The sequence below is a fragment of the Endobacterium panacihumi genome (assembly GCF_050847465.1).
Lineage (GTDB): Bacteria > Pseudomonadota > Alphaproteobacteria > Rhizobiales > Rhizobiaceae > Neorhizobium > Neorhizobium panacihumi.
In genome coordinates, this window is sequence record NZ_JBOZRA010000002.1 from 294,422 (window position 1) to 319,052 (window position 24,631).

Here is a 24,631-nt window from a genome sequence, read left to right on the forward strand (position 1 = left end):
CACGGCACTCGTGGTGCCGATGTTCCTGGCGTGTATCGATCCCGGACATTTTGACAGAGGTGAGTGAGATGGCTTCATCGGGAAGTCCGCGCACGCGCGTAGCGTCGGCGCTTGCGCAAACCCGCAAGGCATTTTACGGGATCGCTGCCTTGAGCGCCGTGACCAACATCCTGATGTTGACCGGCCCGCTGTTCATGATGCAGGTCTATGACCGCGTTCTGACCAGCCGCAGCGTGCCGACGCTTGTTGCCCTCACCCTGCTTGCGCTCGGCATATACGCCTTTCTCGGCATTCTTGAGATGATGCGATCGAAAATCCTCCTGCAGATCGGCAGGCGGATCGACGAGGAACTGAGCGACCCGACCTTCAACACTGTGCTGTCACTGCCGCTCAACATGGCCAAGGGCGATGCCGTATCGCAGCCGCTGCGGGATCTCGACCAGATCCGAGGGTTCATGAGCGGTTCCGGCCCGATTGCCATCTGCGACCTGCCGTGGATGCCGCTCTACATCCTCATTCTCTATATCTTCCATCCGTATTTCGGTTATGCCGCCATCGCCGGCGCGGCCTTTTTGATGGCGCTTACCTTCTGCAGTGAGTTCCTGCTGCGCGATCCGACGCGAAAACTGTCGCAGTTGGTTTCGGCGCGCTGGGAACTGGTGGAAGCGGGAAAACGCAATGCCGAACCGTTGCATGCCATGGGCATGCGCACCGCCTATGCCAACCGTTTCGACGAGGTTAACCGCCGGTATGTCGAAGGGCAAACCGTCACCAGCGACCTGACGGCAAGCTTTTCCGCCGTCTCGAAAATTTTTCGCATGGCGCTGCAATCGGCAATCCTCGCGCTGGGCGCCTGGCTGGTGATCCAGCAGCTGGCCTCTCCCGGCGCGATCATCGCCTCCTCCATCCTCACCTCCAAGGCGCTGTCGCCCATCGAGATGGTCATCGGCCAATGGCGCAGCTTCATCAATGCCCGCCAGTCGCGTCACCGGCTGGAGGATGTGCTGGAGCGTTTTGGCGAGACACGCAGCCCCATGCCGCTGCCGGCACCGAAACGCTCGCTTTCGGTGGCGGGCCTTGCCGTCATGCCACCTGGCAGCAACAAACCGATCATCCATGACGTCTCGCTCAGCCTGTTTGCCGGACAGGGGCTTGGCATTATCGGCCCCAGCGGATCGGGCAAATCCACGCTCTCTCGCGCGCTGGTCGGCATATGGCCGGCGGCGCGTGGCAGCATTCGCCTCGATGGCGCAGCCCTGAACCAGTGGGACCCGGAAGCACTCGGTCCCTCGATCGGTTACCTGCCGCAGGGCGTCGATCTGTTTGATGGGAGTATCGCCGAAAACATCAGCCGCTTTTCGTCCGGCGCCAATCCGGACATGATCATCGAGGCGGCCAAGCTGGCCGGTGTGCATGACCTGATCCTTTCCATGCCGAACGGTTACGACACCGCCATCGGCAATCACGGCGCCATTCTTTCCAGCGGCCAGCGCCAGCGCATCGGGCTTGCCCGCGCGCTTTATGGCAAACCCTTTCTGGTCGTGCTCGACGAACCCAATGCCAATCTCGATTCCGAGGGAGAAGTGGCGCTGACAAGGGCGATCACGGCCGTCCGTGCGGCCGGTTCCATCATCATCGTCGTGGCGCATAGACCGAACGCGTTGCAGGCACTGGATCATGTTCTGGTGATGAACGACGGCGCGATGGTGGCCTTTGGACCGCGTGACGAGGTGCTGCGCAAGGCGACACGGCCTGCGGATAATCCGGTCACCGGCGGTGCGCAGAGGCCTCACCCGGCATCAGCGCCGGCACCGTCGCTGCCCGATGAGGAAACGAGCGGCGAAATGGAAGCGCCAAAATCCGGCAAGAAGGTCGCGATATGAAATTCGATCTCAAATCCATCGATCTCAAGAGCCTCGACGCCAAATTTCGTGAGCGACTGAAATTTCTCGACCGGTTCAAGCTGGAGGAAGGCCCAAAAACTCCGGCCGCGCAGGCCATTCGAAAATATCTTCTCGCCTCCGCCGTCACCATCGGCGCGCTGGTGATCGGCGCCGGCGGCTGGGCGGCGACCGCCAATCTTTCCAGCGCCGTCATCGGCTCGGGCACGATCGTGGTGGAAGGTTCGGCCAAACGGATCCAGCATCGAGAAGGCGGTATCATAGGCCAGATCCGCGTGACCGATGGCAGCCGGGTCAAGGCGGGCGAATTGCTGATCCGGCTGGACGACACGATTACACGCGCCAACCTTTCCGTCGTGACAAAACAGATGGACCAGTTTGCGGCACGCCGCATGCGGCTGATCGCCGAGCGCGACGAGCAGCCGGACCTGAAGATGCCGGAGGAACTGGCGGATCGCCGATCCGACCCGGCAGTTGCCGAATATGTTTCGGCTGAAACGGCGCTTTTCAAGGCACGGCGGGAAACGATGGATGGCCAGAAAGGCCGGCTTCGCCAGCAGATCGGCCAGATCGAGCAGGAGCGCACCGGGCTGGAAGTGCGGCGCGACGCCAAGAACGAGGAGCTTTCCTGGGTGGCCGAGGAGCTGCGGCGCATTTCAAACCTCAGCGAACAGGGGCTGGTGCAATTTACCCGGCTTTCCGAACTGCAGCGCACCAAGGCGCAGCTGGATGGCGAGCGCGGCCAGCTGATTGCCGAGATCGCCCGCGCCGCCACCCGCATTTCCGAAACCGAACTGCAGATCCTCCAGCTGGATCAGGATCGGCGCGCCGAAGTGCTGACCGAAATGCGCGACATGGACAATAAGCTGGCTGAGCTGGCTGAACAGCGCATCGCTGCGGAAGACCAGCTGCGGCGCATAGACATTACCGCGCCGCAGGCCGGCATCGTGCATGAGCTTGCGGTCCACACGATCGGCGGCGTCATCTCGCCCGGTGAAACGGTGATGCAGATCGTACCCACCGACGACAAGCTGGTGATCGACACCAAAATCCGGCCGGCCGATATCGACCAGGTGCGCAGCGGCCAGACGGCGGGCCTGCGTTTTTCGGCCTTCAGCCAGCGCACGACACCGGAAATCGACGGCATCGTCGAAACGGTTTCGGCCGACCTCAACCACAACCAGCAGACTGGCGAAAGCTGGTATTCCGCGCGTATCACCATTCCGCCCGAGGAGCGCCTAAAGCTGGGCGACCTGACGCTGGTGGCCGGCATGCCGGTGGAAACCTTTGTGCAATCCGGCGAGCGTTCGGCGCTGTCCTATCTGGTGAAACCGTTGACCGACCAGGTAGCGCGGGCCATGCGGGAGAACTGAGCGAGTTTTCCGCAACAAAAGCGTGACAAAAAAGTACGGGTGCTGAAGTTTTTTCGCAGATGCGGGAAAGCCTCTCGCGAACCATATCCAAAATCTGCTAGGCCGCTTGCGATCTATTGCATTTGAGGGCGGCGGGACGGCTGCCCGATCAACAAGGGCCACCAGAACCATGAACACCCGTCTTGCCGCGCTGGCTATCGTTGCAGTCGCGCTTTCCGCTTGCACCACCGCTTCTCCGCTGAAGTCGGATCCAGTCTCCGCACGCTGGGTCGGCCAGTCGGCCGGCAAGTTTTTTGCCGCCTATGGTCCGCAATACAGCGACGTGGCAAGCGGTTCCTCCACCGTCTACAACTGGCGTGGCGGCTACAAGCGCATCAAGATGGAAAACGGCAAGAGCGCCAGCGTGAGCTGCGCGGCGACACTGACGGTGTCTTCCGATTACAACATCCGCTCCATCCGCATCGTTGCCGACCGCCCCGGTTCCAAGGGCCCGAGTTATTGCGAAGAGCTGCTGGCCCCCGCACAGGGCTGATCCGGGTTCAGTTCAGGACATTCGACAGGCGGCTTCGGTCGCCTGTTTGCGTTCTGGAGCGGCTGTGTCGGGATAGAAAAAGACGCGAAAATGCCAGGACCGTAATCGACCCGAAGCTGCCATCACCGCTGGCGGATCAGTATCGTGGCCCACTCCCAATACATGTCATTTTCATCCAGATACACTCGCCTGCCGTAATCGTCGGAAATTCGCAGGTGTTGCGCCCATCGTCTCCAAGAATTTTCGACGAAATGCAGCTTCGGAACGATAGCCAAGCGCTGGCACAATCTGACTAACCGGGGCGGGTGGATTATCCGCCAGCATCAGACCCGCCTTCTGCATACGCCACCATCCGAGATGTTCCATCGGAGCTACGCCGACCAGATTGCGAAAATGCTCAGCAAAGGCTGAGCGCGACATGCCGCATAGCTGAGCCAGTGTTGCGACAGTCCAGTCCCGCCCGGGATCAAAATGCATGGCACTTAGTACCATGCTGATCCGTGGGTCTCGCAATGCAGCCAGCCAACCACGGTTCTCTTGTCCTGGATCATCGAGACGCCTGCGCAATGCTTGAATCAGGAGGACTTCAGACAGTCGGTCCATAATGTTGAACGCGCCAACACGCATCTCTCGCGCCTCTTCGGCGATGATCTGAAACGTCGATGCCATGGCAGGTGTGCCGAGCCCGCCTGTTGTGCGGGCAATCAGCGGGCCGTCGAACAGGAGCCTTAGGAGCTGTGCTTCCTGGGGCAGGAATTCAAAACAACCGGAAACGATATGTGCTCCGGCCGCGAAATCGCCTTCAACTGTAATCCGTCCTGTTCGGCGATAACTCTCTTCCTCGATCCCGGAGAACCGGCGTGCAGGACCGTCTTCCGCAGAACTGGACAAATTGAAGCTCTCTTTCGCAGGTAAAAATGCGAAATCGCCCGTAGCCAGCAGCGCTACCGGCTTGTCGCCGATCCGCAAATTGCACCGCCCGTCGAGAACGACCAGAAAGTGTCCGCCTTCCGGTGGGAGAGCTACCGCAAATGGGCTTCCCAGAACGAGCTGCCCATACGAATGGCTTCGCAGCCGCAAGAGTCGAACCAAATCGCTGAGTATGTCCATGCTGGTGTCCTTCAGAGGCATCGCGAGAGAAGAAAGCCCATTACGCCTTTATATCTGGACGATTGAGCATAAATTAAAGATCCCTGCGATCTAATAATCTCATGTGCGGTACAATAGTTCATTCGAAGTCACATACTATTTTCTGATACAGGACATTCGATATGAAAAGCGCCCTCCCTCAGTCTTCACTGGCACAACTGTTCACAGAGGCACGCACCTATCATGCGTGGACAGATCGCCCTGTGGGCAACGACCAGCTGGTCCAACTTTACGAGCTGTTGAAATGGGGGCCGACTGCCGTGAACACCAATCCGGCACGGTTCCTATTTCTGACGACTTATGCCGCTAAGCAGAAGCTCCTGCCCATGCTCATGGACAGTAACGTCGAGCAGGTGAGGTCAGCCCCGGTCACCTTAATCATTGCGCAAGATAGACGATTCCATGACCGCGTGGCCGAATTGTTTCCGGCTTACGACGCGACAAGCTATTTCGAGGAGGACGAAGCCAGGCGCGATCAAGCGGGCTTTCGTAACAGTTCGCTTCAGGGTGCATATGCAATTCTTGCGGCTCGGGCGCTAGGGCTTGACGTATGCCCAATGTCTGGATTTGACGTCGCGGCGGTGGATGGTGAGTTCTTTGCCGGGACAAATTGGCACGCCAACTTCGTAATGACGCTCGGCCACGGCGATGCCGCTGGCCTGTACCCGCGAGGACCTCGTCTCACATTCGACGAGGCATGTATGATTACTTGAGGCATCAACTCCAGCCAAATCCTGAAGGCGCGGCCGAGCGGGCTGCGCCTGCGCTCCAGCCAAGGTCCGGTGTTGGCGCGTTCATGCCAAAGACGTGCCGTCTCAATAAGGCCGTAACCTGCTCAAGCAGCGATCAATCCCATGCACATCGTGGCTTTGCAAGCCACGGTTCAATTACACTACGTCCGGTGAGCTGACGGCATCATTGCCCTTCGATAGCCAATCCTTCGAAGCCCTTCAAAGCCCCAAGCCGACCGCCCGCGTGCGATGCACGCCCTGCGGCGTAAAGGCACAAATCTCCGCGATCCCCAACAGATCGGCCGCCAGATGAAGGGTCGACAGCCACATTTCCGTGCCCTGAAGACCCGGCTGCTGACCATCCGCAAAGGCAAAGCCCCTGCCCGTCTGCCAGCGCTCCGACGCGCGCAGGATGACATCTTCGGCGATCGTTTCCGCCTGCCCGCGTGAAAAATCGGTCTGTTTCAGGCAGAGCCAGAGCGGATGAATGGTGTCGAGCAGATTGCAGGCATTGTAGGTCTCGCCGGAAAAGCCGCCGTGGTTGCGATAATTGGCGATGACGGAATTGATCGCTGCTTCCGGCAGCGGCACCGGGACGCCGAACTGCGCGTAAGCGCCGCGGGTGAGGCGATAAAAGCCGTTGACCGGCTGCAGGAGGCCTTGGGCCGCCGTCGGTTTACCCCACAGACCGGTGGCGCGATCCACATGGGTGGCGAGCCAGCCGAACAGCACTTCCTTGCCCCTGCCCGTCTGGAAATAACGGGCGTTGAAATAGAGGGCCGTGGCAATGGCATCGACACGGTCGCCGCTCCACCACGCCCGTGTCGACCAAGGCAGGCCTTCCAGCCAGTCGCAGAGTTTTGAAGGTTCCAGCTCGACGCCGGAGATCGGGCGGCGCGGGCGGGCGCCGAGAATTTCCAGCGCATAACCGACAGCAAGAACGTGGTAGAGCGCGGCGGAATCCTCGCGGATATTTTTCGAACGATCCGGCATATTGTGCGGATCAGGGAAAAAGCCGGTTTCCGGGTCCTGCAGGGCTTGCAGGCGGGCGATGAGATCCTGCGCTTCCCCGCCCTCCGGCACATGGCCGAAACCGGCGGCGATTTCGATCGCATCGCACTGATGGCGAACGGCGGCGCGCACGACGCCATCGGCACCGGCAGATAAAAATCGGTCCGGTGTGCGGTAATGGGCGAGCATATCGCGCCATTCAGCGCTGGCGGTGTCGCCGATCTGCTTCAAGGCTGCCTCGACCTCAGATCGCCGGGATCTGGTGACCGAAGCGCTTTCTCCACGGCGGCGCACGACTTTTGCCGGTACGCCGGCGGCAATGCCGAGTTCGGGAATATTTTTGGTGACGACCGCGCCGGCGGCGATCACTGCCCCTCGCCCGATGGTCACGCCATCGAGGATGACCGCATTGGCACCGATCCAGACATCATCACCGATGGTGATGCCGAGCGAACTGTGAGGCTGGTCGTTGATCGGCGTGTCGGGATCGTCAAAACCGTGGTTGAAACCGACGATGGAGACAAGCGAGGCGATGCGTACGCCATCACCGCAACGGATTTTGCCGGAAAGGCAGGCATAGGCATTGACCGAGCAGTTTTTTCCCAGCTCCACATCGCCGCGCACAAGGGCGTGGCCGGCGATCCATGAGCGTTCGCCGACCACGAGCCGGGTGGTGAAGATGCGCGCATCGCTGCCGATATAGGCCGTCGGCGCGATCTCGGCACCGGCACTTGTCGCCAGCGATATTTTCAGTGCCTTCTGCTCATGACTGCCGAGATCATCGGGCAGGCGCTCCCAGGTCATGAATTGCAGCCGGTCTCGTCTCGCTGCCTCGACATTCACCATTATCGGCCTCCTCCCGTCCTATGTCATCATATGAATTCAGGTATACGGTTCGTGAACTGCGCCGAAACATATGCCTTAACCACATTTCCAAAGCTTATCTGCTGAATTTGGCAAACATCAATCTATGCGAATATTGAAGTCGATGCCAACTTATCATACAAGTAAGAATATGAAACGGATCGATGCGGAGATTTCTCGCGCCTCGATCCTCGACAAGGAAACTGACGTGGGCGTGCAAACCAAGAATCCTAGCAAGAACTCCGGGTCTCTGGTGTTTCAGGTGGGTGAAAGCCTGCGGCAGTCGATTTCCAGCGGCCAATACGCGCCCGGCGATAAGCTGCCAAGCGAAGCGGAACTAACGGAAGCGCACAAGGTGAGCCGCACGGTGATCCGCGAGGCGGTCGCCGCAATGAAATCCGACGGGCTGGTGGAAGTACGCCAGGGTGCCGGCATTTTCGTTCTTACCCCCGCATCCCTGCTGGCCAGCAGCCGCCGGATCGACAAGGCGCGGGTGTCTTCCGATCTCGAAGTGCTGGAAGTGCGCGCGCCCTTGGAAATCGAGGCGGCGGCGCTGGCCGCTGCAAGGCGTTCGCCGGCGCAGGAAGAGGCGATCTTCGAATGCCATCGACAGGTTCTGCGCTGTATCGAACAGAATGAATCGATCCGCGAGGCGGATCTGGCGCTGCATTTTGCCATTGCCGATGCCACCAACAATCCGCTGTTCCGCCAGCATCTGGAATTTCACGGAGGTGCCGTCATTCCGCAATCACGCCCGGTGCCCGACCCGGAACCGGCCGAACAGACCGCCTATCGCCGGCTGATCCATCAGGAGCATGAGGCAATCGTGATGGCGATTTCCGACCGCGACGAAGAGGCCGCCCGCAACGCCATGCGCGACCATCTGCGCGGCAGCCAGATCCGTTATCGCGATCTGCTGCGGAATTCCCGGGCGAATAACGGGTAGTTGGGGGTCGCTTGCTTCTTCTCCCCGGTTTGACGGGGAGAAGGTCTGGAGCGAAAGCGAGGGGCTGATCTGGCTCTGCGGGTGAGGCTGCCCCTCATCCGCCTGCCGGCACCCTCTCCCCGTCAAAACGGGGAGAGGGGTCTATGCCGCCGGCGCTTCATCACCTAAACAATCTCCCACACCTGCCTCAGTCGCGACCCCAGACCTCGATCTGCGTCAGTGCCGGATAAGGCGACGGGTCTTCGGCCTTGATCAGGCTGTGCAACCGCACCCATTCCACCACCTGTTTCTTGATCGGAAAGGCCTGCGCCGCGCCGGTCTTGGTCAGGGCAAATGTGTGGGTCTCGCCAGTGGAGAGCGTAACGCTCGCCTTTTCCCACCAGGCGTCGTGCGGGAAATCGGCGCGCAGATAGAGCACGATTTCATCGATTTTCACCGGACGACCGAACTCGACCGTAAGCGCTGCTTCCGGGTCCTTGTTGATGCCCCAGCTGGTAAACGGCCAATGGCCGTGATCGTCATTGGCTTTTTCGCCATCGATGGCGTTGCGGGCGAAAAACTGCGATTCACCACGGGTTTCGACATTGGCATGCGCGTGCGGAAACAGGGTCGTGTTGGCGTGGTCATCCCAAGGATTGAGCGCGAGATTGCGGCGCTGGGAGACCTCCTCCGGATGGACTTTTCGCACATGCAGGCGATGGCGTTCGCCTGTGAAGGAGCGTGGCGAATAGGGGGCGCGCTTGATCTCGAAGGGAACGGCGAGCGCATAGGTCGCACCGCTCAGATAGACTTGTGTCGGCGCCATCGCATCATCCAGCGACAGAATGAGATGGCCGGGTTCGGAGGCTTCGACCACGACCTGATCGCCGACCTCGTAAACATCCATGAAAATCAGAAAAACTTCATCCGCGTTCGACGCTTGCGCCTTCACGGCACCGGCGGCATCAATCACTTTCAGTGTCAGGTCCATTTCGTCCTCCTCAGACGATCCGCAATGTCAGGCGCGTGTCTGCGAACGGAATCCGCAGCCGGTAAAGTTTTGAAGGCCATGAGATTTTCAACCTCAAGTCATTGATCTCGATCGTCTCGACCTCAATGTCGCGGCCGCCTTCCACTTCTATGATGCCGAGATCGCCGACATGGATGGCGCCGCCTTCGATCACGGGCTTTTCCCGCAGCATCAGCGACAGGATGGCCGGCAGGTCGCCAACATGGATATCGGTGATCTCGACACTATGGCCTCGATTGAGCGTGACCGTGCGGCGATAGGAGCGCAGCCGCGCCTCGGGGGGATAGGCCGATGCGATGTCGAGTGAGATCTCTGCCTTCTCCGACGAAAATTTCGCCTGCATGTCGCGCGCCGCAAACCCGGCACCGGCGGACTGCATGACCGCGCCAAATGTCGGCAGGTTGTGAAAGCCCGACTGCATCGTCCAGATCTCATAACGATCGGCGGAAAACGTCTTAGCCGTATAGGTTTCGACGCCGACATCGATCAGCAGCGGCTGGCCGTTCTTGTAGAGCGTGACGCTGCCGACATCGTTGTGATTGTGGCTTTCGCCATTACTGCCGCCCTTTACCGCCAGCGCATAACAGTCGTCGCGGGCGATATAGAGGCCGATGCCGGGATAGGAGGCGTCTGCCGGCGGGACCTCGGCTTGCGGTGCGCTGATGGGCGTCAGCAGTTCCTGCACGCGGTACCAGAGATTCCATTCCTCCGGCAGATGCGGCTTGTCCGCCGTGGCGCGAGCGCGGGCGGCAAAATCGCTGAGTTTTTGTGAACCGACGGCCTTGCCGAACAGGTATTCGCGGGCGGTGCAAGGATCGATGACGGCAGCGGAATCGGCAAAATTGAAATAGAAATGCCCGGCCACATGCATGTTGACGATATAGTCCGCCATGTTGCGGATTTTTGGCGCGGACCAGAGTGGAGCCATCACACCGGGGGCGACGGCATCGAGAATGGACATCGCCCCGAACATACAGAGCGCCGCGTGCCGGTAATAAACGACGCCTTCCTCGCAGGCGCCGTCATCCGCATAATCCTTGATGAAGGCATCGAGGCTGCCGAGCGCCTTTTCCGCCACATGGGCACGTAAGCCCTGATCGGTCTTGAGGCTGAAGGTCGAGAGCAGGACGTTCTGGGTGATCCAGGCCGTCCAGTTGTTCATGCGCTCAGCTCCATTGCCCATCCACCAGAAATGGGTGGTGAGATAGGGTTCGAGAATGCGCTTGCGCACTTCGCGATGGATGCGGCTGACGATGACCGGACTGATCGCATTCAACCGATCGCCCATCAGCGCGACGATGGTGGAGAGAAGTGCTGCGGTTTCGGCGGCAAACAGATCGATCACCGGGCGCTCCACATCCGGCAGGGACAAACGCTCGCCGCCGCGGTGATAGGAATTGTGCGCCGGAAGCTGCCAGCCGCTTTCCTCGCAGATCAGCCAGATACCATCGACGATGGCAGATAAAAAGCGACCTTCATTCTGCAGCAACTCGCCGAGAACCAGATCGTTCAGCATGCCGCGGCGGGAAAAATACAACGTTTCGAAATCGGCGCGATTGCCGTTTTGTGCAAACTGTCGGTAATCGCCGGCCGTGATCACCGACCAGTTGCGACATAGCGCCGCTTGTGCGTCGGCCAGAACCAGCGCCTTGAGCTTGTCAGGCACGCCGTTCCAGGCCTCACGGTCATCGATGCCGCGACCGGGAAGAAAGTCCGCCAAAACCGCCGGCAGCCGCGCTGCGACCTCGCCAAACATGTTTTCCTCCCTGTCGATACGCGCCGTGTTCACCGTGATTTGATCCGCCCTATCATATGTATTTTTGCAGTTCCAGCTAATTCATAAGACAGGTTGATAAGTTGTTTGACCAATGTCGTGGATATGCTATGTCGAATGTGGGAGGAGGCATAGGCAGATCAAACTGGCTGCCATGCATCGGCGGATACGTGTCTTAGGGCACTTGTCTGTGGCGAATTCTTGGGAGGAGTTTCATGGCCAATACCACCATTGCCGCTGGCGACACCCCGGTTCCGGCGAGACGCCGCAAGGTCGTGTCCAGACGTCGCCGCAAGGTGCAGGATGCGCTTGTGGCCTATTCCTTCATTGCTCCCAATTTTTTAGGTTTTGCGGTTTTCACGCTGGGGCCGATCCTGTTCGCCTTCGTGCTGGCTTTCATGCACTGGGATGGCAGCAATGCCATGACCTTTGCGGGTCTCGACAATTTCTGGCGCCTGTTCGAGGACAAGGCGTTCAAGGACGCTTTCTGGAACACGATCATCTATACGGTGGTCTCGGTGCCGGCGACGCTTGCCTGCGCGCTCGGCCTTGCCATTCTGCTCAACCAGAAAATCCTTGGCCGCGACTTTTTCCGCACCGCGATGTTCTTTCCCTATGTCGCTTCGCTGGTGGCCGTCGCCGTTGTCTGGAACATGATCTTCAACCTCGAAATGGGGCCGGTGAACATGATCCTCTACACTCTTGGCCTCGACCCGAAAAACATGCCGGGCTGGGCCGCCGACAGACACTGGGCGATGGTCACCGTCATCCTGTTCGGCGTGTGGAAGAGCATGGGCTATTTTATGGTCATCTATCTGGCCGGCCTGCAGGGCATCAATTCCGAGCTTTACGAGGCAGCCGATCTGGACGGCGCCAATGCGTGGCAGAAGTTTCTCTATGTCACCGTGCCGCAGCTTGGGCCGACAACCTTTTTCGTGACCGTGATGCTGACCATCCAGTCGTTTAAAGTGTTCGACCAGATCTACATGATCACCCAGGGCGGCCCCGGCACCTCGACCCTCGTGCTCGTTTATCACATCTACAACGAGGCCTTCATTTCCTGGGATCTCGGTTATTCCAGCATGATCGCGCTCGTCCTGTTCTTCCTCGTGCTGGCCGTGACCGTCGTCCAGTTCCGTCGCCAGAAGGAGGACTGAGCCATGCGCATTGCCGGCCAGAAACTCACCGGAAAGCTGTTCGCCATCTATGCGACGGTCATCCTCATCACCATCGTGATGCTGTTGCCTTTCGCCTGGATGCTGTCGGCCTCGCTGAAACTCAGCAGCGAAGTTTTTGTCTTCCCGATCGAATGGATTCCTTCACAGCCGCAGTGGCAGAACTACGTCGATATCTGGACGAAAATCCCGTTGGCGCTGTTCATCTACAACACGTCGAAGCTGACGATCATCGTGACGCTGATGCAGCTGTTCACATCGAGCTTTGCGGCCTATGCTTTTGCAAAACTGCATTTCCCTTACAAGAACGCGCTGTTTCTCGGCTACATCGCCACCATCGCCATGCCCTGGCAGGTCTATATGGTGCCGCAATTCCTGCTGATGCGCGAATTCGGCCTCAACAACACGCACTTAGCGCTGATCTGCCTTCAGGCCTTCACCGCATTCGGCGTGTTCCTGATGCGGCAATTCTACATGTCGATCCCGACCGAACTGTGCGAAGCGGCGCGCATCGACGGCATGAACGAATACCAGATCTGGGCAAAGATCATGCTGCCGCTCTCCAAGCCGGCACTCTCGACGCTGACGATCTTCACCTTCGTTACCACCTGGAACGATTTTCTCGGGCCGATGATCTACCTGACCAAGACCGAGCTGAAGACGATCCAGATCGGCTTGCGCATGTTCATCAGCCAATATTCGGCCGAATACGGGCTGATCATGGCCGCCTCCGTTGTGGCGCTGATCCCGGTGCTGATCGTTTTTCTGTCGCTGCAGCGCTTCTTCGTCGAAGGCGTCGCATCCTCCGGTATCAAGGGTTAAGTTCATGAACGCCATTTCCCCCGTCGCTCCGCAGCCGATTACCGACGAAGAGGTCAAAGCTGCCCTCGATACCGCTGTTGAGCAGATCCGCCGTAACCTGCCGGACTTCACCTACAGCGCCCAGAACCATTCGAGCGTGAACAATTTTTATCCCGCCGTTGCCAACGACCAGTGGACAGCCGGCTTCTGGCCGGGCGAGATCTGGCTCGCCTTCGAGCATAGCGGCGACAAGACCTTTCAGTATGCGGCGCAGATTCAGGTGCAGAGTTTTCTGCACCGGATCGAAAACCGCATCGAGACCGACCACCACGACATGGGGTTCCTCTATTCGCCTTCCTGCATTGCCGCATGGAAACTGGTGGGCGACGAGGATGGCCGTAAGGCAGCACTTCTGGCCGCCGACCAGTTGCTCGAACGTTACCAGCCGATCGGCCAGTTCATTCAGGCCTGGGGCCGCAAGGGAAACCCGGATGAATACCGCTATATCATCGATTGCCTGTTGAACCTGCCGCTGCTTTACTGGGCGACGGAACAGACGGGCGACCAGAAATATCGCGATATCGCACTGATCCATGCGCGCACGACGCTGAAGAATTCGGTTCGACCAGACAACTCCACCTATCACACCTTCTACATGGACCCGGTGACCGGCGCGCCGGTGCGCGGCGTGACCAAACAGGGATACGCCGACGACAGTTTCTGGGCCCGCGGCCAGGCCTGGGGCGTGGCCGGCATGGCGTTTTCCTATCGTTACGAGCGCATCGATGAATACCGCGACACGTTCGACCGGCTTCTGGCTTTTTACCTGAACAAGCTGCCGGCCGATCTGGTGCCCTATTGGGACATGGTGTTTGCGGACGGCGATAACGAACCGCGCGATACGTCGGCGGCTTCGATCGTGGCCTGCGGGCTGCTGGAAATGGCCGATCTTGTCGGCGGCGAAGCGGCGGACCGTTACCGCGATCTCGCCCGCCGCATGATCAAAAGCCTTGCCGATCATTACGCCGTGAAAGACCCGGCCGTCTCCAATGGGCTCGTGCTGCACGGCACCTATTCCAAGAAATCCCCCTACAACACCTGCCGCGGCGAAGGCGTCGATGAGTGCGTGTCCTGGGGTGACTATTATTACATGGAGGCCCTGACGCGCCTGTCGCGTTCGTGGTCTTCCTACTGGTGAGAGATTGAACCGATGGCCAGCATTTCACTGAAGAAATTGAACAAGACCTACGGTGCCCTGACCGTTGTCCATGACATCGATCTGGAGATTTCAGACAAGGAATTCATCATTCTGGTCGGGCCTTCCGGCTGCGGAAAGTCCACGACCCTGCGCATGATCGCCGGTCTGGAAGAAATCTCCGGCGGCGAGCTGATCATCGGCGGCGACGTCGTCAACGACGTACCGTCGAAGGACCGTGACATCGCCATGGTGTTCCAGAACTATGCGCTTTACCCGCATATGACCGTCTACAAGAACATGGCGTTCGGCCTGCAGTTGCGCAAAGCCTCGCGCGAGGTCATCGACAGCAAGGTGCAGGAAGCGGCAAAGATCCTCGACATCACGCATCTTCTGAACCGCAAGCCAAAAGCGCTTTCCGGCGGCCAGCGGCAGCGCGTGGCGCTGGGACGCGCCATGGTGCGCAATCCGGAAGTGTTTCTGCTCGACGAGCCGCTCTCCAACCTCGATGCCAAACTGCGCGGCACGATGCGCGCCGAGATCACCAAGCTGCACAAGCGGCTTAACTCGACCTTCATCTACGTGACCCACGACCAGATCGAAGCCATGACCATGGCCGACCGCATCGTGGTGATGGCGGACGGTCATATTCAGCAGGTCGATACGCCGCAGAACCTCTATGACCGGCCGATCAACATGTTCGTGGCGGGCTTCATCGGCGCACCACAGATGAACATGCTGCCTTCGAAGATCGAGCGCCGTGGTGAAAGCGGCTATGTGGCCATCTTCGACGGCCGCGAACTGCCGATCCCGTCCAGTTTCGACAAGGCACGGATCGCGCCTTACATCGGCAAACAGGTTGTTGTGGGCCTTCGCCCCGAAAACTTCCATGAACTGGCGCCGGGCGACATCAACCCGGACAATCTTGCCCCCTTCGAGGCGATCGTCGATCTCGCCGAGCCGATGGGTTCCGAGATCCATCTCAATATCACCGCCGGGGAAAAGCCTATGACTGTACGTGTCTCGCCGCGTTTCAAGGCGGGTATGGGTGAAACGGCCAAGCTGGTGGTCGATACGACCAACATGCAGCTGTTCGACAGGCAAACGGAACGGTCGATCCTCTACTGACGAGATCGCACCTGGAGGGAAGGGAAGGCCATGCAGTGGCTGCGGGATTTTTGGATGAAGGAAGGGCCGGGCATTCCCAAGAATGCGCCGAAGAAGACCGGCCTTGCCCTATTTTGCCAGATCTTTGCACGTGAATGGTGGGAAATGGTCAAGCTGAACATCCTGTTCATCCTGGCCGCCCTGCTGATCATCCCCCTGCCCGCAGCAATCGCCGCAATGGCCTTTGTGTGCGTCGCCTTCGTCGAGGACCGCAACACCTATCTGCTGCGTGATTTCCTCGAAGCGCTACGCCGTTATTTCTGGCGCGCGATCGGCTGGGGGCTGCTGTTCTTTGCCACCATCGGCCTTGGTGGTTATGCCGTTGCCAGCTATGCATCGACGGCGCGCGAAAATCTGCTGATGGCGGCACCGCTGGCGATTGCCTTGGTTGTGACAGTCTTTCTCGCCGTCATGGCCTGCCATCTTCTGGTGCTGATGGTGATGCGCGACATGCCGGCGAAAGCCCTTGTTCGGCTGGCGGCGATTGCCTCGATCATCCGGCCGCTGCCAGTGCTGGCCGCACTTCTGTTCAATGCCGCGCTGTGGGTGGCCCATATCGCCTTTTACCCGGTGTCGGTGTTCATGCCGGCCACGGTCAATTTTTCGCTCGGGCTTTTTGCCATTGCCTTCGCCGCACATCGCGCGGCGGGCATGGTGCTGGCCATGCCATCGGCTTCTCAAGTGGAGGCGGCCGACACGAGGCATTTCTGACGCAGAAACAATCGAGACCAGAGACAATCCAGGGAAGGAGAAACAGGATGTATTTGGAGACTTTCGGGAGAGGCATGAAACTGACACTTGCGGGCTTGGCCCTTGCGGCATCGACCGCCGGTGTTGCCTTGGCGCAATCCGGTGACGCCGTCACGCTGCGCTGGGCGCTTTGGGACTGGGACAAGGTGGCGTTCTACAAGCCACTGATCGAAGGCTATCAGGCCAAGAACCCCAATGTGAAGTTCGAGCATATCGATCTCGGCTCGCAGGATTATCAGCAGATGATCGCCACGCAGCTGGCGGGCGGTTCGAAAGATATCGACATCGTCACCGTCAAAGACGTGCCGAATTACACGAACCTGATCCGGGCCGGTTCGATCATGGATCTTTCCAGCTTCATGAAGGAGCAGAACATCGACCCGTCATCCTTCGGCGGTCTCGCCGAAGAGATGACTATTGACGGCAAGATCTATTCGCTGCCGTTCCGCTCGGATTTCTGGGTCGTCTACTACAATAAGGACATCTTTGACAAAGCCGGCGTGCCCTACCCGACCAATGACATGACCTGGGCACAGTTCGACGAGACGGCAACGAAGCTTGCCGGCGGCATGGGTGTGAACAAGACTTATGGCGCGCTTCTGCACACATGGCGCTCCACCGTTGAGCTGCCCGGCATTCAGGACGGCAAGAACACGCTGGCCGGCCCGGATTACGCCTTCCTCAAGCCGTGGTACGAGCGTGCGCTAAAACTGCAGGAAGATGGCGTCATTCCGTCCTATGCAACGTTGAAGACCTCCAACACCCACTATTCCGGTCCGTTCTTCAACGGCACGATCGGCATGCTGCCGATGGGCACATGGTTTGTCGGCACGCAGATCGCCAAAGTTAAGACGGGCGAATCGAAGAGCAAGAACTGGGGTATCGTGAAATTCCCGCATCCGGACGGCGTTGTTGCCGGCACCACGGCCGCGCAGGTTTCCGGCCTGTCGGTGAACAGCAATTCCAACCACAAGGAAGCGGTGCTTGATTTTATCAAGTTCGTGACCAGCGCGGAAGGCGCCTCGATCATTGCGTCGACCGGCACGATCCCGACCGTTCGCACGCCCGAAGTGACGGCCAAGATCGCCTCACTGGATGGTTTCCCGCAGGACGAGGCCAGCAAGGCGGCACTGGAGCCCGGAAAATCCTATCTGGAAATGGCGGTGACGCCGAATGCTGCCCGGATCGAGGTCATCCTCAACCGCGCGCATGACTCGCTGATGACCGACAATATCTCGATCGATGACGGGTTGAAGGAAATGACCGACGGCGTGAAGGCCATCAAGTAAGACCTTTTGCCCCGCGGTAACCTTGGTTGCCGCGGGGTTTTCTTTTGTCCGCCCAAGACCCGCAATGCTCGAATGACTGGAAGCCCGATGATCTATGATCCCGCCCGCGCCAATCCCCTTAACGGCAATCCTCTCCTAAGCCGCGATGATCTCGCCAAGGCGGTGATGGATCTTTTCAATCCGCTGCTTCCATATTTTTCAGAAGGTGGTGCGCGGGTGCGACTCAGCGCCACCGGTGCGCATTTCGATCGCGCGGCCGCCGATCTCGAAGGGTTTGCCCGTCCGCTCTGGGGCATCGTGCCCATGGCGACCGGCGGTTATGATTTTCCGCATTGGGATCTTTATCGCCGTGGCCTTGCCAACGGCACCGATCCGAACCACCCGGAATATTGGGGCGATGTTTCCCGAACAGACCAAAGGCAGGTCGAGCTTGCTGCCATTGGTTTTGCCATCGCCATGGTGCCGCAGTTCATCTGGGACCCGCTGAGCGAAACGCAGAAGGAGACGATTGCCGCCTATCTGATCTCGGCAAGGACCAAGGACTTCGTCGACAACAACTGGAAATTTTTCCGCATCCTGATCGATCTCGGGCTGACGCAGGCGGGTGTGGATTTCGACCGTTCGCTGACGCAACAATATCTCGATGAAGTGGAAACGTTCCGGCTGGGCGAAGGCTGGTATCGCGACGGGCCGGTGAAACGGGTCGACCATTATGTGCCGTTCGCCCTGCATTTTTACGCGCTGATCTATTCCGTCATCGCCAAAAAAGACACGAAACGCGCTGAGGCCTACCGCGCGCGTGCACATGTGTTTGCCAAGGATATCCGGCATTGGTTCGGCCCAGACGGTGCGGCGCTCGCCTTCGGCCGCAGCCAGACCTATCGTTTTGCCTGCGGCGGTATCTGGGGCGCCTTGGCCTTTGCCGGTGTCGAGGCCCTGCCCTGGAGCGAGATCAAGGGTTATTACATGCGCCATATCCGCTGGTGGTCGGACCTGCCGATCGCCGAGCGTGACGGTGTGCTGTCCATCGGTTACGGGTATCCGAACCTGATGATGAGCGAGAGCTATAACTCCGCCGGTTCGCCTTACTGGGCACTGAAATTTTTCCTGCCGCTGGCACTGCCCGCCGATCATCCCTTCTGGACGGCTGACGAGACCCCTGCCCCGAGCTTTGCCGATCCGGTAACGCTGAAGGAAGCCGGTATGGTGGCGATGCACACACCGGGCAATACGGTCGTGCTTTCCTCCGGCCAGAGCCATGATAGGATGCTCGGTGCCAACGAGAAATATTCGAAATTCGTCTATTCGACCCGTTACGCTTTCAATATCGAGCTCAACGACCGGCATTTCGTTGCCGCCAGTTTTGACGGCATGCTGGGCCTTTCCGACGACGACGTACATTTTCGCATGCGCGAGGTGCTGGAAGAAGCCCTCATTGCCGGCGACAAACTCTATTCCCGCTGGAAGCCGTGGGAGGATGTGACGGTCGAGACCTGGCTTGTCCCGGCTGATCCCTGGCATATCCGCATCCACCGCATTCACACACCGCGAACCTTGCAGACGAGCGAGGGCGGGTTTGCCATTCCGCGTGCCGATTTCAATGCCGATACCAACGTGCAGGAACCGGGCAGAGCCATCTGGAACGGACAGACGGATATCAGTGCCGCCATCGATCTGTCGCCCGATCTGCGGCGCAACGGCCACGCCATCAGTGCCATCGCCAACAGCAACCTTATCCATGCCAAGACGCTGGTTCCGCAGCTTCGCGGTGAGATTGCTACCGGCACCACGGTTCTGGCTGCCGCCTTCATCGCCCTGCCTAGTACCAATGCGGACCCGGACTTTTCCAAGACGGTTCCCGCCTGCCCCGATCTGACCGAACTGGAAGCGTTTTTCCGTGACAGCGGCGAACGTGTCCCGGCTTTTGACCTCTAAAACATTTCCGGGCCGCTGAAGACGCGCCAGCTGCCAAAACGATGGTCCGATCAGTTTCCCACGCATCGCCGTTTCTGCGGCATCTGTGGGCTGGCTGGCGGGCCATTTGTTTTGCTGCATCATTACGGATCGCTCGCTCACGGTGATTACGCCATCCCTCTCGCGGTCATGCGATGCATAGAAGAGGATGCCGGGTTTCCATAAGACCTTTTCGTGACCGGAAAGACAGACGCGGACGATTTGCTCGACAGAAGATAGGCCTGCCTTGCTTCGTCAGCCGTGAGGAAGGCTGAGGTCTCGTCCAGATCACCAGCATCATCGTTTTCGATAACTGTGTGCTGATCCGCAGAAGTTGCCAGCTGTGTCATCACCAGCCTTTCTACCATCGGTCTCACATCGAACTTTCCAGACTTTGCCGAGGATGCGAGATTACGAAGATAACCGCTCGGTGAAGCGATCTCCTCACCCTTCTCATAGAGGCAGGCAAGGGTCACGGCAGTATCTACGGTTCCGATCGTGCTGTTGGCGAAATCCAGAAGCTGACGGTTGATGGAGAGCATGGAGCATAGAACAGGCTGAACCGACATCAGGTCCTGCAGGTTTCTGATGTTGCCGCTGCCAGTGAGGATTGCGACATTGGGGCAGGCTCGGTTGACCAGATCCAGTGACAGCGGCTTTTGTGCCTGCTTCACGCTCGACGGTGCTTTTGTCTCGCGCGGTTCAACAACAGGGAGATGTGAATCGAATCTGGATTCTGGTTTGGATTCTATGTGCCGCTCATTCTGAGAGGTGTTGCCGCTCGTATTTTGAGAATTTGCAAAGTTTTTCAATGAATTGACGATTTCCACATGAACGCGCGACAGAATCGAGAGATGAGCCTCAAGCTGATTGAGTTCAGCCTTGCGCGGAAGAGCCGAAACAAGCTCCGCCAGACGGATTTTGAGCGCCGCCCAGTCACCGGGGACATCTTCCACCTCGACCACGATCAGCAGCTTGCCGATATCGCGACGATGAAGAGAGATTTCCTCACGCAGGAGATGGATCTGGAGACGCTCACGTTCGACCTTTTCAGCCAGCGCAAAGATTTCTTCCGAACGCGCGAGAAGCGGCTGTAGGCAGAAACCAAAGGCCTGGGTGATATCCCCTGCCCTCCCGCGACGGGCATAACGCTTGCCGTTGGGGCTATCCTTGCGCGTCAACAGACCGGCTTCGACCAGTGATGCCATATGACGGCGAATGGTCTGTTCGGCCATGCCATGGCTTCTCATGGAAAGAGCCTGATTGGACGGGAAGACAACGAGACCGTTTGCAACGGAAATCTCGGCTTTGGGATAGAAGCTCAAAAGAGCATTGAGAAGTGCCAACGCACGGTCAGACAGGCCGAGTAACGGCTTTGCCTGGCAGAGTGCACGATAGAGTTCCCATTTGTCGATGGACTTGTCGGTGACCTTTTCCGCGTCGACGATCTGATCCGTCAACATGGCAAGCGTCATCGACCGCCGCCCAAAGGGCGTCGTCAGATATCCACTGTTCATGACTTTCACCTTGTGACAGGCAAAAGAAATTCGCTCGCCGAAACGACGCCGTGCTTGACACTGATTCTAGGAAGTGCGATTCTCGAGTTGCTCAGACTACGAGGAAAGCTTCCGTAACGGTGACGTTCGGGGGCTTTTCTTTTGCGCTCTTGTCCCTCTCCTGTTTGGTTAGAGTTGATCGATCGTCTCAGTCGTGGCGCAGTGCTGACGACTTGAGATATTCCTGATGCAGATCCTGCAGACGGGCTGCAACAAAATCCGCAAATTCGGGTGCGACTTTCTCATCAAAGAGAAGATTGGTGCGGCTGCCGGAACGTTCCATGACCGCCAGCTTGACGCCGCTCGTCGCCTTGATTGGCTCCGGCTTTTCCTTTTCGACCTTGACCGAGAGGGCTGTCATGACCTTGACGAAGCGGCTGTCTGAATCCGACTGAAGGAATTGCGGGTTTTGCAGAAGTGCAGCAAGGGCCGGTGAATCCGGAAGCGATGCAAGTCGTTCGGTCAAGGCAACCCAACGCGGACGGCCAGCCTTGGGTGCAGGACCGATGGCTTCGATCAGCGAACGTGGCAGGCCATGGGCAACCGACATCAGGCGCGAAAGCTGTGTCTTTTCCATGCCAAGCGCCGACATGATGATGCGACGATCAAAGCCCTTCTCTTCCAGAGCCAGCGCAAACAGACCACGTTCGATATAGCTGAGGTCGGAACGGGCGGAGTTTTCCTGACCCTGGATAACGACCAGTTCTTCATCCGACAGGTTCTGGACGACAGCCTTGACCGGGCGACCGAGTGCGCGAAGAACACGAACGCGACGATGACCGAAAGCGATCTGGTAATGATCAGCCTTGGTCGGATGCGGACGAACGAGGATCGGGCTTTTCTGACCAGATTCACGAATGGCATCCGTCAGGCGTTGATAATCCTCGCCGTCATCGGGAAGACGATCGTTGACGAACGAGCCTTCGATCTTCTCGGCTGATATTTCGATGACGGCGGAACCGGCAGCAATGAGTGCCCGGGCCTGATCGGCGGCATTGGCGATCTGACCAAGCGTACGGCCCATGGCACCAACGGCGCCAGAGCGAATATGCTGCAACTTGGCATCGCTCGCGGCATCCGGTTGAACGGCATGATCGGGCGCCGGGTTGCCAGCTGGCAACTCGTGATCCCGACGCGACAACATGGCTTTTAACGTATCCTTGCGGCTCATCCTGCCCTACCCCAGGCCTGACGGATCAGACCTTCAATCTCGCTGTTCACGCCATCCAGCGATTCCATGGCGCGGTCATAAGTGTTTTTCGAAAAATTCTCGCGACCGACTTCGTAAAGCGTCTGCTTGGAAAGTCCGGCATCGGAGATCGCTGTCGACTTGAGTGCTGTATTGGTGAGGACGCGTTCGCGGAAAAGCGAGCGCATGAAACCCACCATCTGTGTCTGTGGTCCATCTGATGGTTCGTAACGGGTGACGACGTAACGGATGAAATCGTAATCAAGGTCACCACCGGATTCCTGCACGACGCCGAGCAGGTCGGACGTCATCAGCAGGAACTGACACATGGACATGACATCGAGCATCTGTGGATGCGCGGTGATGATGAGGCCGGTCGAAGCACAAAGCGCGCCGAGCGTGAGAAAGCCAAGCTGCGGCGGGCAGTCCAACACCATCACGTCGTAATCATCGGCAACGGTACCAAGCGAGGACGCGACACGGCCGAAGAAGGGTTCGGCACCACGTTCGGCCAGAGCCCGCGGTGTGTCGTGTTCGTATTCCATCAGCTCGAGATTTCCCGGCACGATATCGAGACCCGGAATATAGCTTTTGCGGATGATATCCTTCATCGGGCGACGCTGATCGTCGTATCGGATCGCCGCATACATGGTCTCGTTGCTGGCGATATCATATTCCGGCTGGTAGCCATGCAAGGCCGTCAGCGATGCCTGCGGGTCGAGATCGACCGCGAGAACGCGATATCCCTGAAACGCCATGTACTGGGCCAGGTGTGCCGCGGTGGTGGTCTTGCCGCTGCCGCCCTTGAAATTGACGACGGCCATGACCTGGCAGTGCTCACCATCGCGGCGGCGAGGAACATACCGCTTGTTGCCCTTGGCATTTTCGTCAAGCACGGCGCGAATTTCATTGATCTGGTCCAGCGTATAATACCGCCGGCCGCCATTGTTGATCGTCGGCTGAGGGCCTTTACCATTGAGTGAAAGCTGGCGAAGATAGGCATCCGCGATGCCGATCAGCTTGGCAGACTCCACCGATGAAAAAGAGCGGAGCATTTTCTGCGCGACTGGGGGAAAGAGCGCAGCACGCATTGCCTGCAGCTCTTCGGAAAGTGCTGCGCCATCGCCCGCGATGACTTCGGTCATCGGTCGCTTGGCTTCTTGCGCTTCCGCAGGCTGACTACGTGTCTTGGCCATAACTACGATAAATCTCCAGAGTGACGGAATATTCCGTAGCGAACCATGACCTGAGTCGCTCTGAGTCGCAAGGCCTTTAAGGTTAACGCGGGGTTAACGGGTTTTTCTCCCCTTTTCCATTCACTGCTGCCTGTGGGTCGAAAACTGTGTGCGGGCGAATCCATTTCTGACTAGTTGCCATATGGCAACGATCGGCGGCGGGGCGTAACGTTGCATTCTGATGCAGGTCCTGGCGTGGATTTGCCAATAGTGATTGCTGGAGTTCTGCCGTCGGCCTATGGTCGACGAAACCGCATCTCCGAGCTTCGAGTTCTCATGGCAATGCTTCCCGATTCTCACGATCAAGATTTTGGCGAGTTCGTCGATCTTGCATCGGTGCCGCGCACCCGGTTCTTCCATCATCACCCCTTTATCGAAAGGTTGCGCCGTGCGGTGCATTTCGATTTTGTGGCTATAAGTGGTCTGGACATTGATCGTTTCCGCTTCGGTCGGGGGCAGTCCATCGATACCAACCTGCCGCCCGGGTATATGGATTCATATGTGGCAGAGAAGCTCTATCTGTTTGATCCACTGGTGGCGGCTTCGGCGATGGCCGTTGATGTGGTTTGTGATGCCGAGGTTTTTGCGGCCTCGCCGCCCGGTGATCGACTGTCGCAACTGATGACGAGTTTCGGGGTGCTCAATCGCACGCTGTTCCCCTTACGGCGTGGTCAGCAGATCTATGGCGGCATCACCTTTACCCGCACGTTTCGCTTCGATGCGGATGAAATCGATTTTCTCAAGCAGATCTGCGAAACAACCCACGTGGCCATGACAAGGTGGCTGATGGATCGTTTCGCGGCTGACACGATGAAGCTGTCGTCCGGCGAACTCATCTGCCTGCGTCTCGCAAGCCATGGATTGACCAGCGAGCGCATCGCCGCCGAGAGTGGTTATCAGGTCGAGACGGTCAATACCTATATGAAGACAGCGGTGAAGAAAGTGGGGGCCTCCAACCGGACCGAGGCCATCGCTGAGGCGATCAGGCGCCGGATCATCGACTGACTTTTCAGATGAGTTCGTCCTGCCAA

General features: G+C 58.6%; 20 protein-coding genes. 13 read left to right on the forward strand and 7 right to left on the reverse strand.

Annotated elements, in window-relative coordinates:
- Nucleotides 1–68 precede the first annotated feature (68 nt).
- From ACRQ1B_RS13245 to ACRQ1B_RS13255, 3 genes are all read left to right on the forward strand, one after another.
- On the forward strand, nt 69–1,883 hold the full coding sequence (locus tag ACRQ1B_RS13245; protein ID WP_432294142.1) for a type I secretion system permease/ATPase: 1,815 nt from the start codon (nt 69–71) through the stop codon (nt 1,881–1,883).
- Nucleotides 1,880–3,274, forward strand: a complete 1,395-nt coding sequence (locus ACRQ1B_RS13250; RefSeq protein WP_432294143.1) for an HlyD family type I secretion periplasmic adaptor subunit — start codon at nt 1,880–1,882, stop codon at nt 3,272–3,274. The genes ACRQ1B_RS13245 and ACRQ1B_RS13250 overlap by 4 nt, the downstream gene beginning before the upstream one ends.
- A 169-nt stretch (nt 3,275–3,443) precedes the next feature.
- Nucleotides 3,444–3,806, forward strand: a complete 363-nt coding sequence (locus tag ACRQ1B_RS13255; RefSeq protein ID WP_432294144.1) for a hypothetical protein — start codon at nt 3,444–3,446, stop codon at nt 3,804–3,806.
- 171 nt (nt 3,807–3,977) lie between these two features.
- Here ACRQ1B_RS13255 and ACRQ1B_RS13260 read toward each other — a convergent pair whose 3' ends face one another.
- Nucleotides 3,978–4,916 (reverse strand): AraC family transcriptional regulator, encoded by a 939-nt coding sequence (locus ACRQ1B_RS13260; protein ID WP_432294145.1) that lies wholly within the window; start codon nt 4,914–4,916, stop codon nt 3,978–3,980.
- Nucleotides 4,917–5,077: 161 nt separating this feature from the next.
- On the opposite strand from ACRQ1B_RS13260, the gene ACRQ1B_RS13265 reads away from it, so the two are divergent.
- Nucleotides 5,078–5,668, forward strand: a complete 591-nt coding sequence (locus ACRQ1B_RS13265; protein ID WP_432294146.1) for a malonic semialdehyde reductase — start codon at nt 5,078–5,080, stop codon at nt 5,666–5,668.
- Nucleotides 5,669–5,905: 237 nt separating this feature from the next.
- Here the strand turns inward: ACRQ1B_RS13265 and ACRQ1B_RS13270 are convergent, their stop codons facing one another.
- The gene (locus tag ACRQ1B_RS13270; protein WP_432294147.1) at nt 5,906–7,543 is read right to left on the reverse strand and encodes a DapH/DapD/GlmU-related protein; all 1,638 of its coding nucleotides are present in this window, start codon (nt 7,541–7,543) and stop codon (nt 5,906–5,908) included.
- 232 nt (nt 7,544–7,775) lie between these two features.
- Here ACRQ1B_RS13270 and ACRQ1B_RS13275 point away from each other — a divergent pair, with 232 nt between their 5' ends.
- Nucleotides 7,776–8,507, forward strand: coding sequence for a FadR/GntR family transcriptional regulator (locus ACRQ1B_RS13275; RefSeq protein WP_432294597.1), 732 nt, complete (start codon nt 7,776–7,778; stop codon nt 8,505–8,507).
- A 187-nt stretch (nt 8,508–8,694) separates the two neighbouring features.
- Here the strand turns inward: ACRQ1B_RS13275 and ACRQ1B_RS13280 are convergent, their stop codons facing one another.
- Nucleotides 8,695–9,477 carry a carbohydrate-binding protein gene (locus ACRQ1B_RS13280; protein ID WP_432294148.1) on the reverse strand — a complete coding sequence of 261 codons (783 nt, stop codon included), beginning with the start codon at nt 9,475–9,477 and terminating at the stop codon, nt 8,695–8,697.
- Between the two features lie 10 nt (nt 9,478–9,487).
- Nucleotides 9,488–11,272, reverse strand: a complete 1,785-nt coding sequence (locus tag ACRQ1B_RS13285) for a heparinase II/III domain-containing protein (protein WP_432294149.1) — start codon at nt 11,270–11,272, stop codon at nt 9,488–9,490.
- A 233-nt stretch (nt 11,273–11,505) separates the two neighbouring features.
- Between ACRQ1B_RS13285 and ACRQ1B_RS13290 the strand changes: the two genes are divergently transcribed.
- The 7 genes from ACRQ1B_RS13290 to ACRQ1B_RS13320 all read left to right on the forward strand — a co-directional run bounded on the left by ACRQ1B_RS13290 (nt 11,506) and on the right by ACRQ1B_RS13320 (nt 19,602).
- On the forward strand, nt 11,506–12,447 hold the full coding sequence (locus ACRQ1B_RS13290) for a carbohydrate ABC transporter permease (protein WP_432294150.1): 942 nt from the start codon (nt 11,506–11,508) through the stop codon (nt 12,445–12,447).
- Nucleotides 12,448–12,450: 3 nt separating this feature from the next.
- Entirely contained in the window at nt 12,451–13,287 is an 837-nt protein-coding gene (locus tag ACRQ1B_RS13295) for a carbohydrate ABC transporter permease (RefSeq protein WP_432294151.1), read from the forward strand.
- A gap of 4 nt (nt 13,288–13,291) precedes the next feature.
- Complete coding sequence (locus tag ACRQ1B_RS13300) at nt 13,292–14,464, forward strand: glycoside hydrolase family 88 protein (RefSeq protein ID WP_432294152.1); 1,173 nt, start codon at nt 13,292–13,294, stop codon at nt 14,462–14,464.
- A 12-nt stretch (nt 14,465–14,476) separates the two neighbouring features.
- Nucleotides 14,477–15,589 (forward strand): ABC transporter ATP-binding protein, encoded by a 1,113-nt coding sequence (locus ACRQ1B_RS13305; protein WP_432294153.1) that lies wholly within the window; start codon nt 14,477–14,479, stop codon nt 15,587–15,589.
- Nucleotides 15,590–15,619: 30 nt separating this feature from the next.
- Nucleotides 15,620–16,339 carry a DUF624 domain-containing protein gene (locus ACRQ1B_RS13310; RefSeq protein WP_432294154.1) on the forward strand — a complete coding sequence of 240 codons (720 nt, stop codon included), beginning with the start codon at nt 15,620–15,622 and terminating at the stop codon, nt 16,337–16,339.
- 47 nt (nt 16,340–16,386) lie between these two features.
- Nucleotides 16,387–17,667, forward strand: a complete 1,281-nt coding sequence (locus ACRQ1B_RS13315) for an ABC transporter substrate-binding protein (protein WP_432294155.1) — start codon at nt 16,387–16,389, stop codon at nt 17,665–17,667.
- Nucleotides 17,668–17,754: 87 nt separating this feature from the next.
- On the forward strand, nt 17,755–19,602 hold the full coding sequence (locus ACRQ1B_RS13320) for a DUF2264 domain-containing protein (RefSeq protein ID WP_432294156.1): 1,848 nt from the start codon (nt 17,755–17,757) through the stop codon (nt 19,600–19,602).
- A gap of 146 nt (nt 19,603–19,748) precedes the next feature.
- On the opposite strand, the gene repC is transcribed toward ACRQ1B_RS13320, so the two are convergent.
- From repC to repA, 3 genes are all read right to left on the reverse strand, one after another.
- On the reverse strand, nt 19,749–21,137 hold the full coding sequence (repC, locus tag ACRQ1B_RS13325) for a plasmid replication protein RepC (RefSeq protein ID WP_432294157.1): 1,389 nt from the start codon (nt 21,135–21,137) through the stop codon (nt 19,749–19,751).
- A gap of 187 nt (nt 21,138–21,324) precedes the next feature.
- Entirely contained in the window at nt 21,325–22,347 is a 1,023-nt protein-coding gene (gene repB, locus ACRQ1B_RS13330; RefSeq protein WP_432294158.1) for a plasmid partitioning protein RepB, read from the reverse strand.
- The gene (gene repA / locus ACRQ1B_RS13335) at nt 22,344–23,561 is read right to left on the reverse strand and encodes a plasmid partitioning protein RepA (RefSeq protein WP_432294159.1); all 1,218 of its coding nucleotides are present in this window, start codon (nt 23,559–23,561) and stop codon (nt 22,344–22,346) included. The genes repB and repA overlap by 4 nt, the downstream gene beginning before the upstream one ends.
- Before the next feature lie 210 nt (nt 23,562–23,771).
- Between repA and ACRQ1B_RS13340 the strand changes: the two genes are divergently transcribed.
- A complete protein-coding gene (locus tag ACRQ1B_RS13340) occupies nt 23,772–24,605 on the forward strand; it encodes a helix-turn-helix transcriptional regulator (RefSeq protein ID WP_432294160.1) in 834 nt (277 codons plus the stop codon).
- The last annotated feature ends 26 nt before the right edge of the window (nt 24,606–24,631 follow it).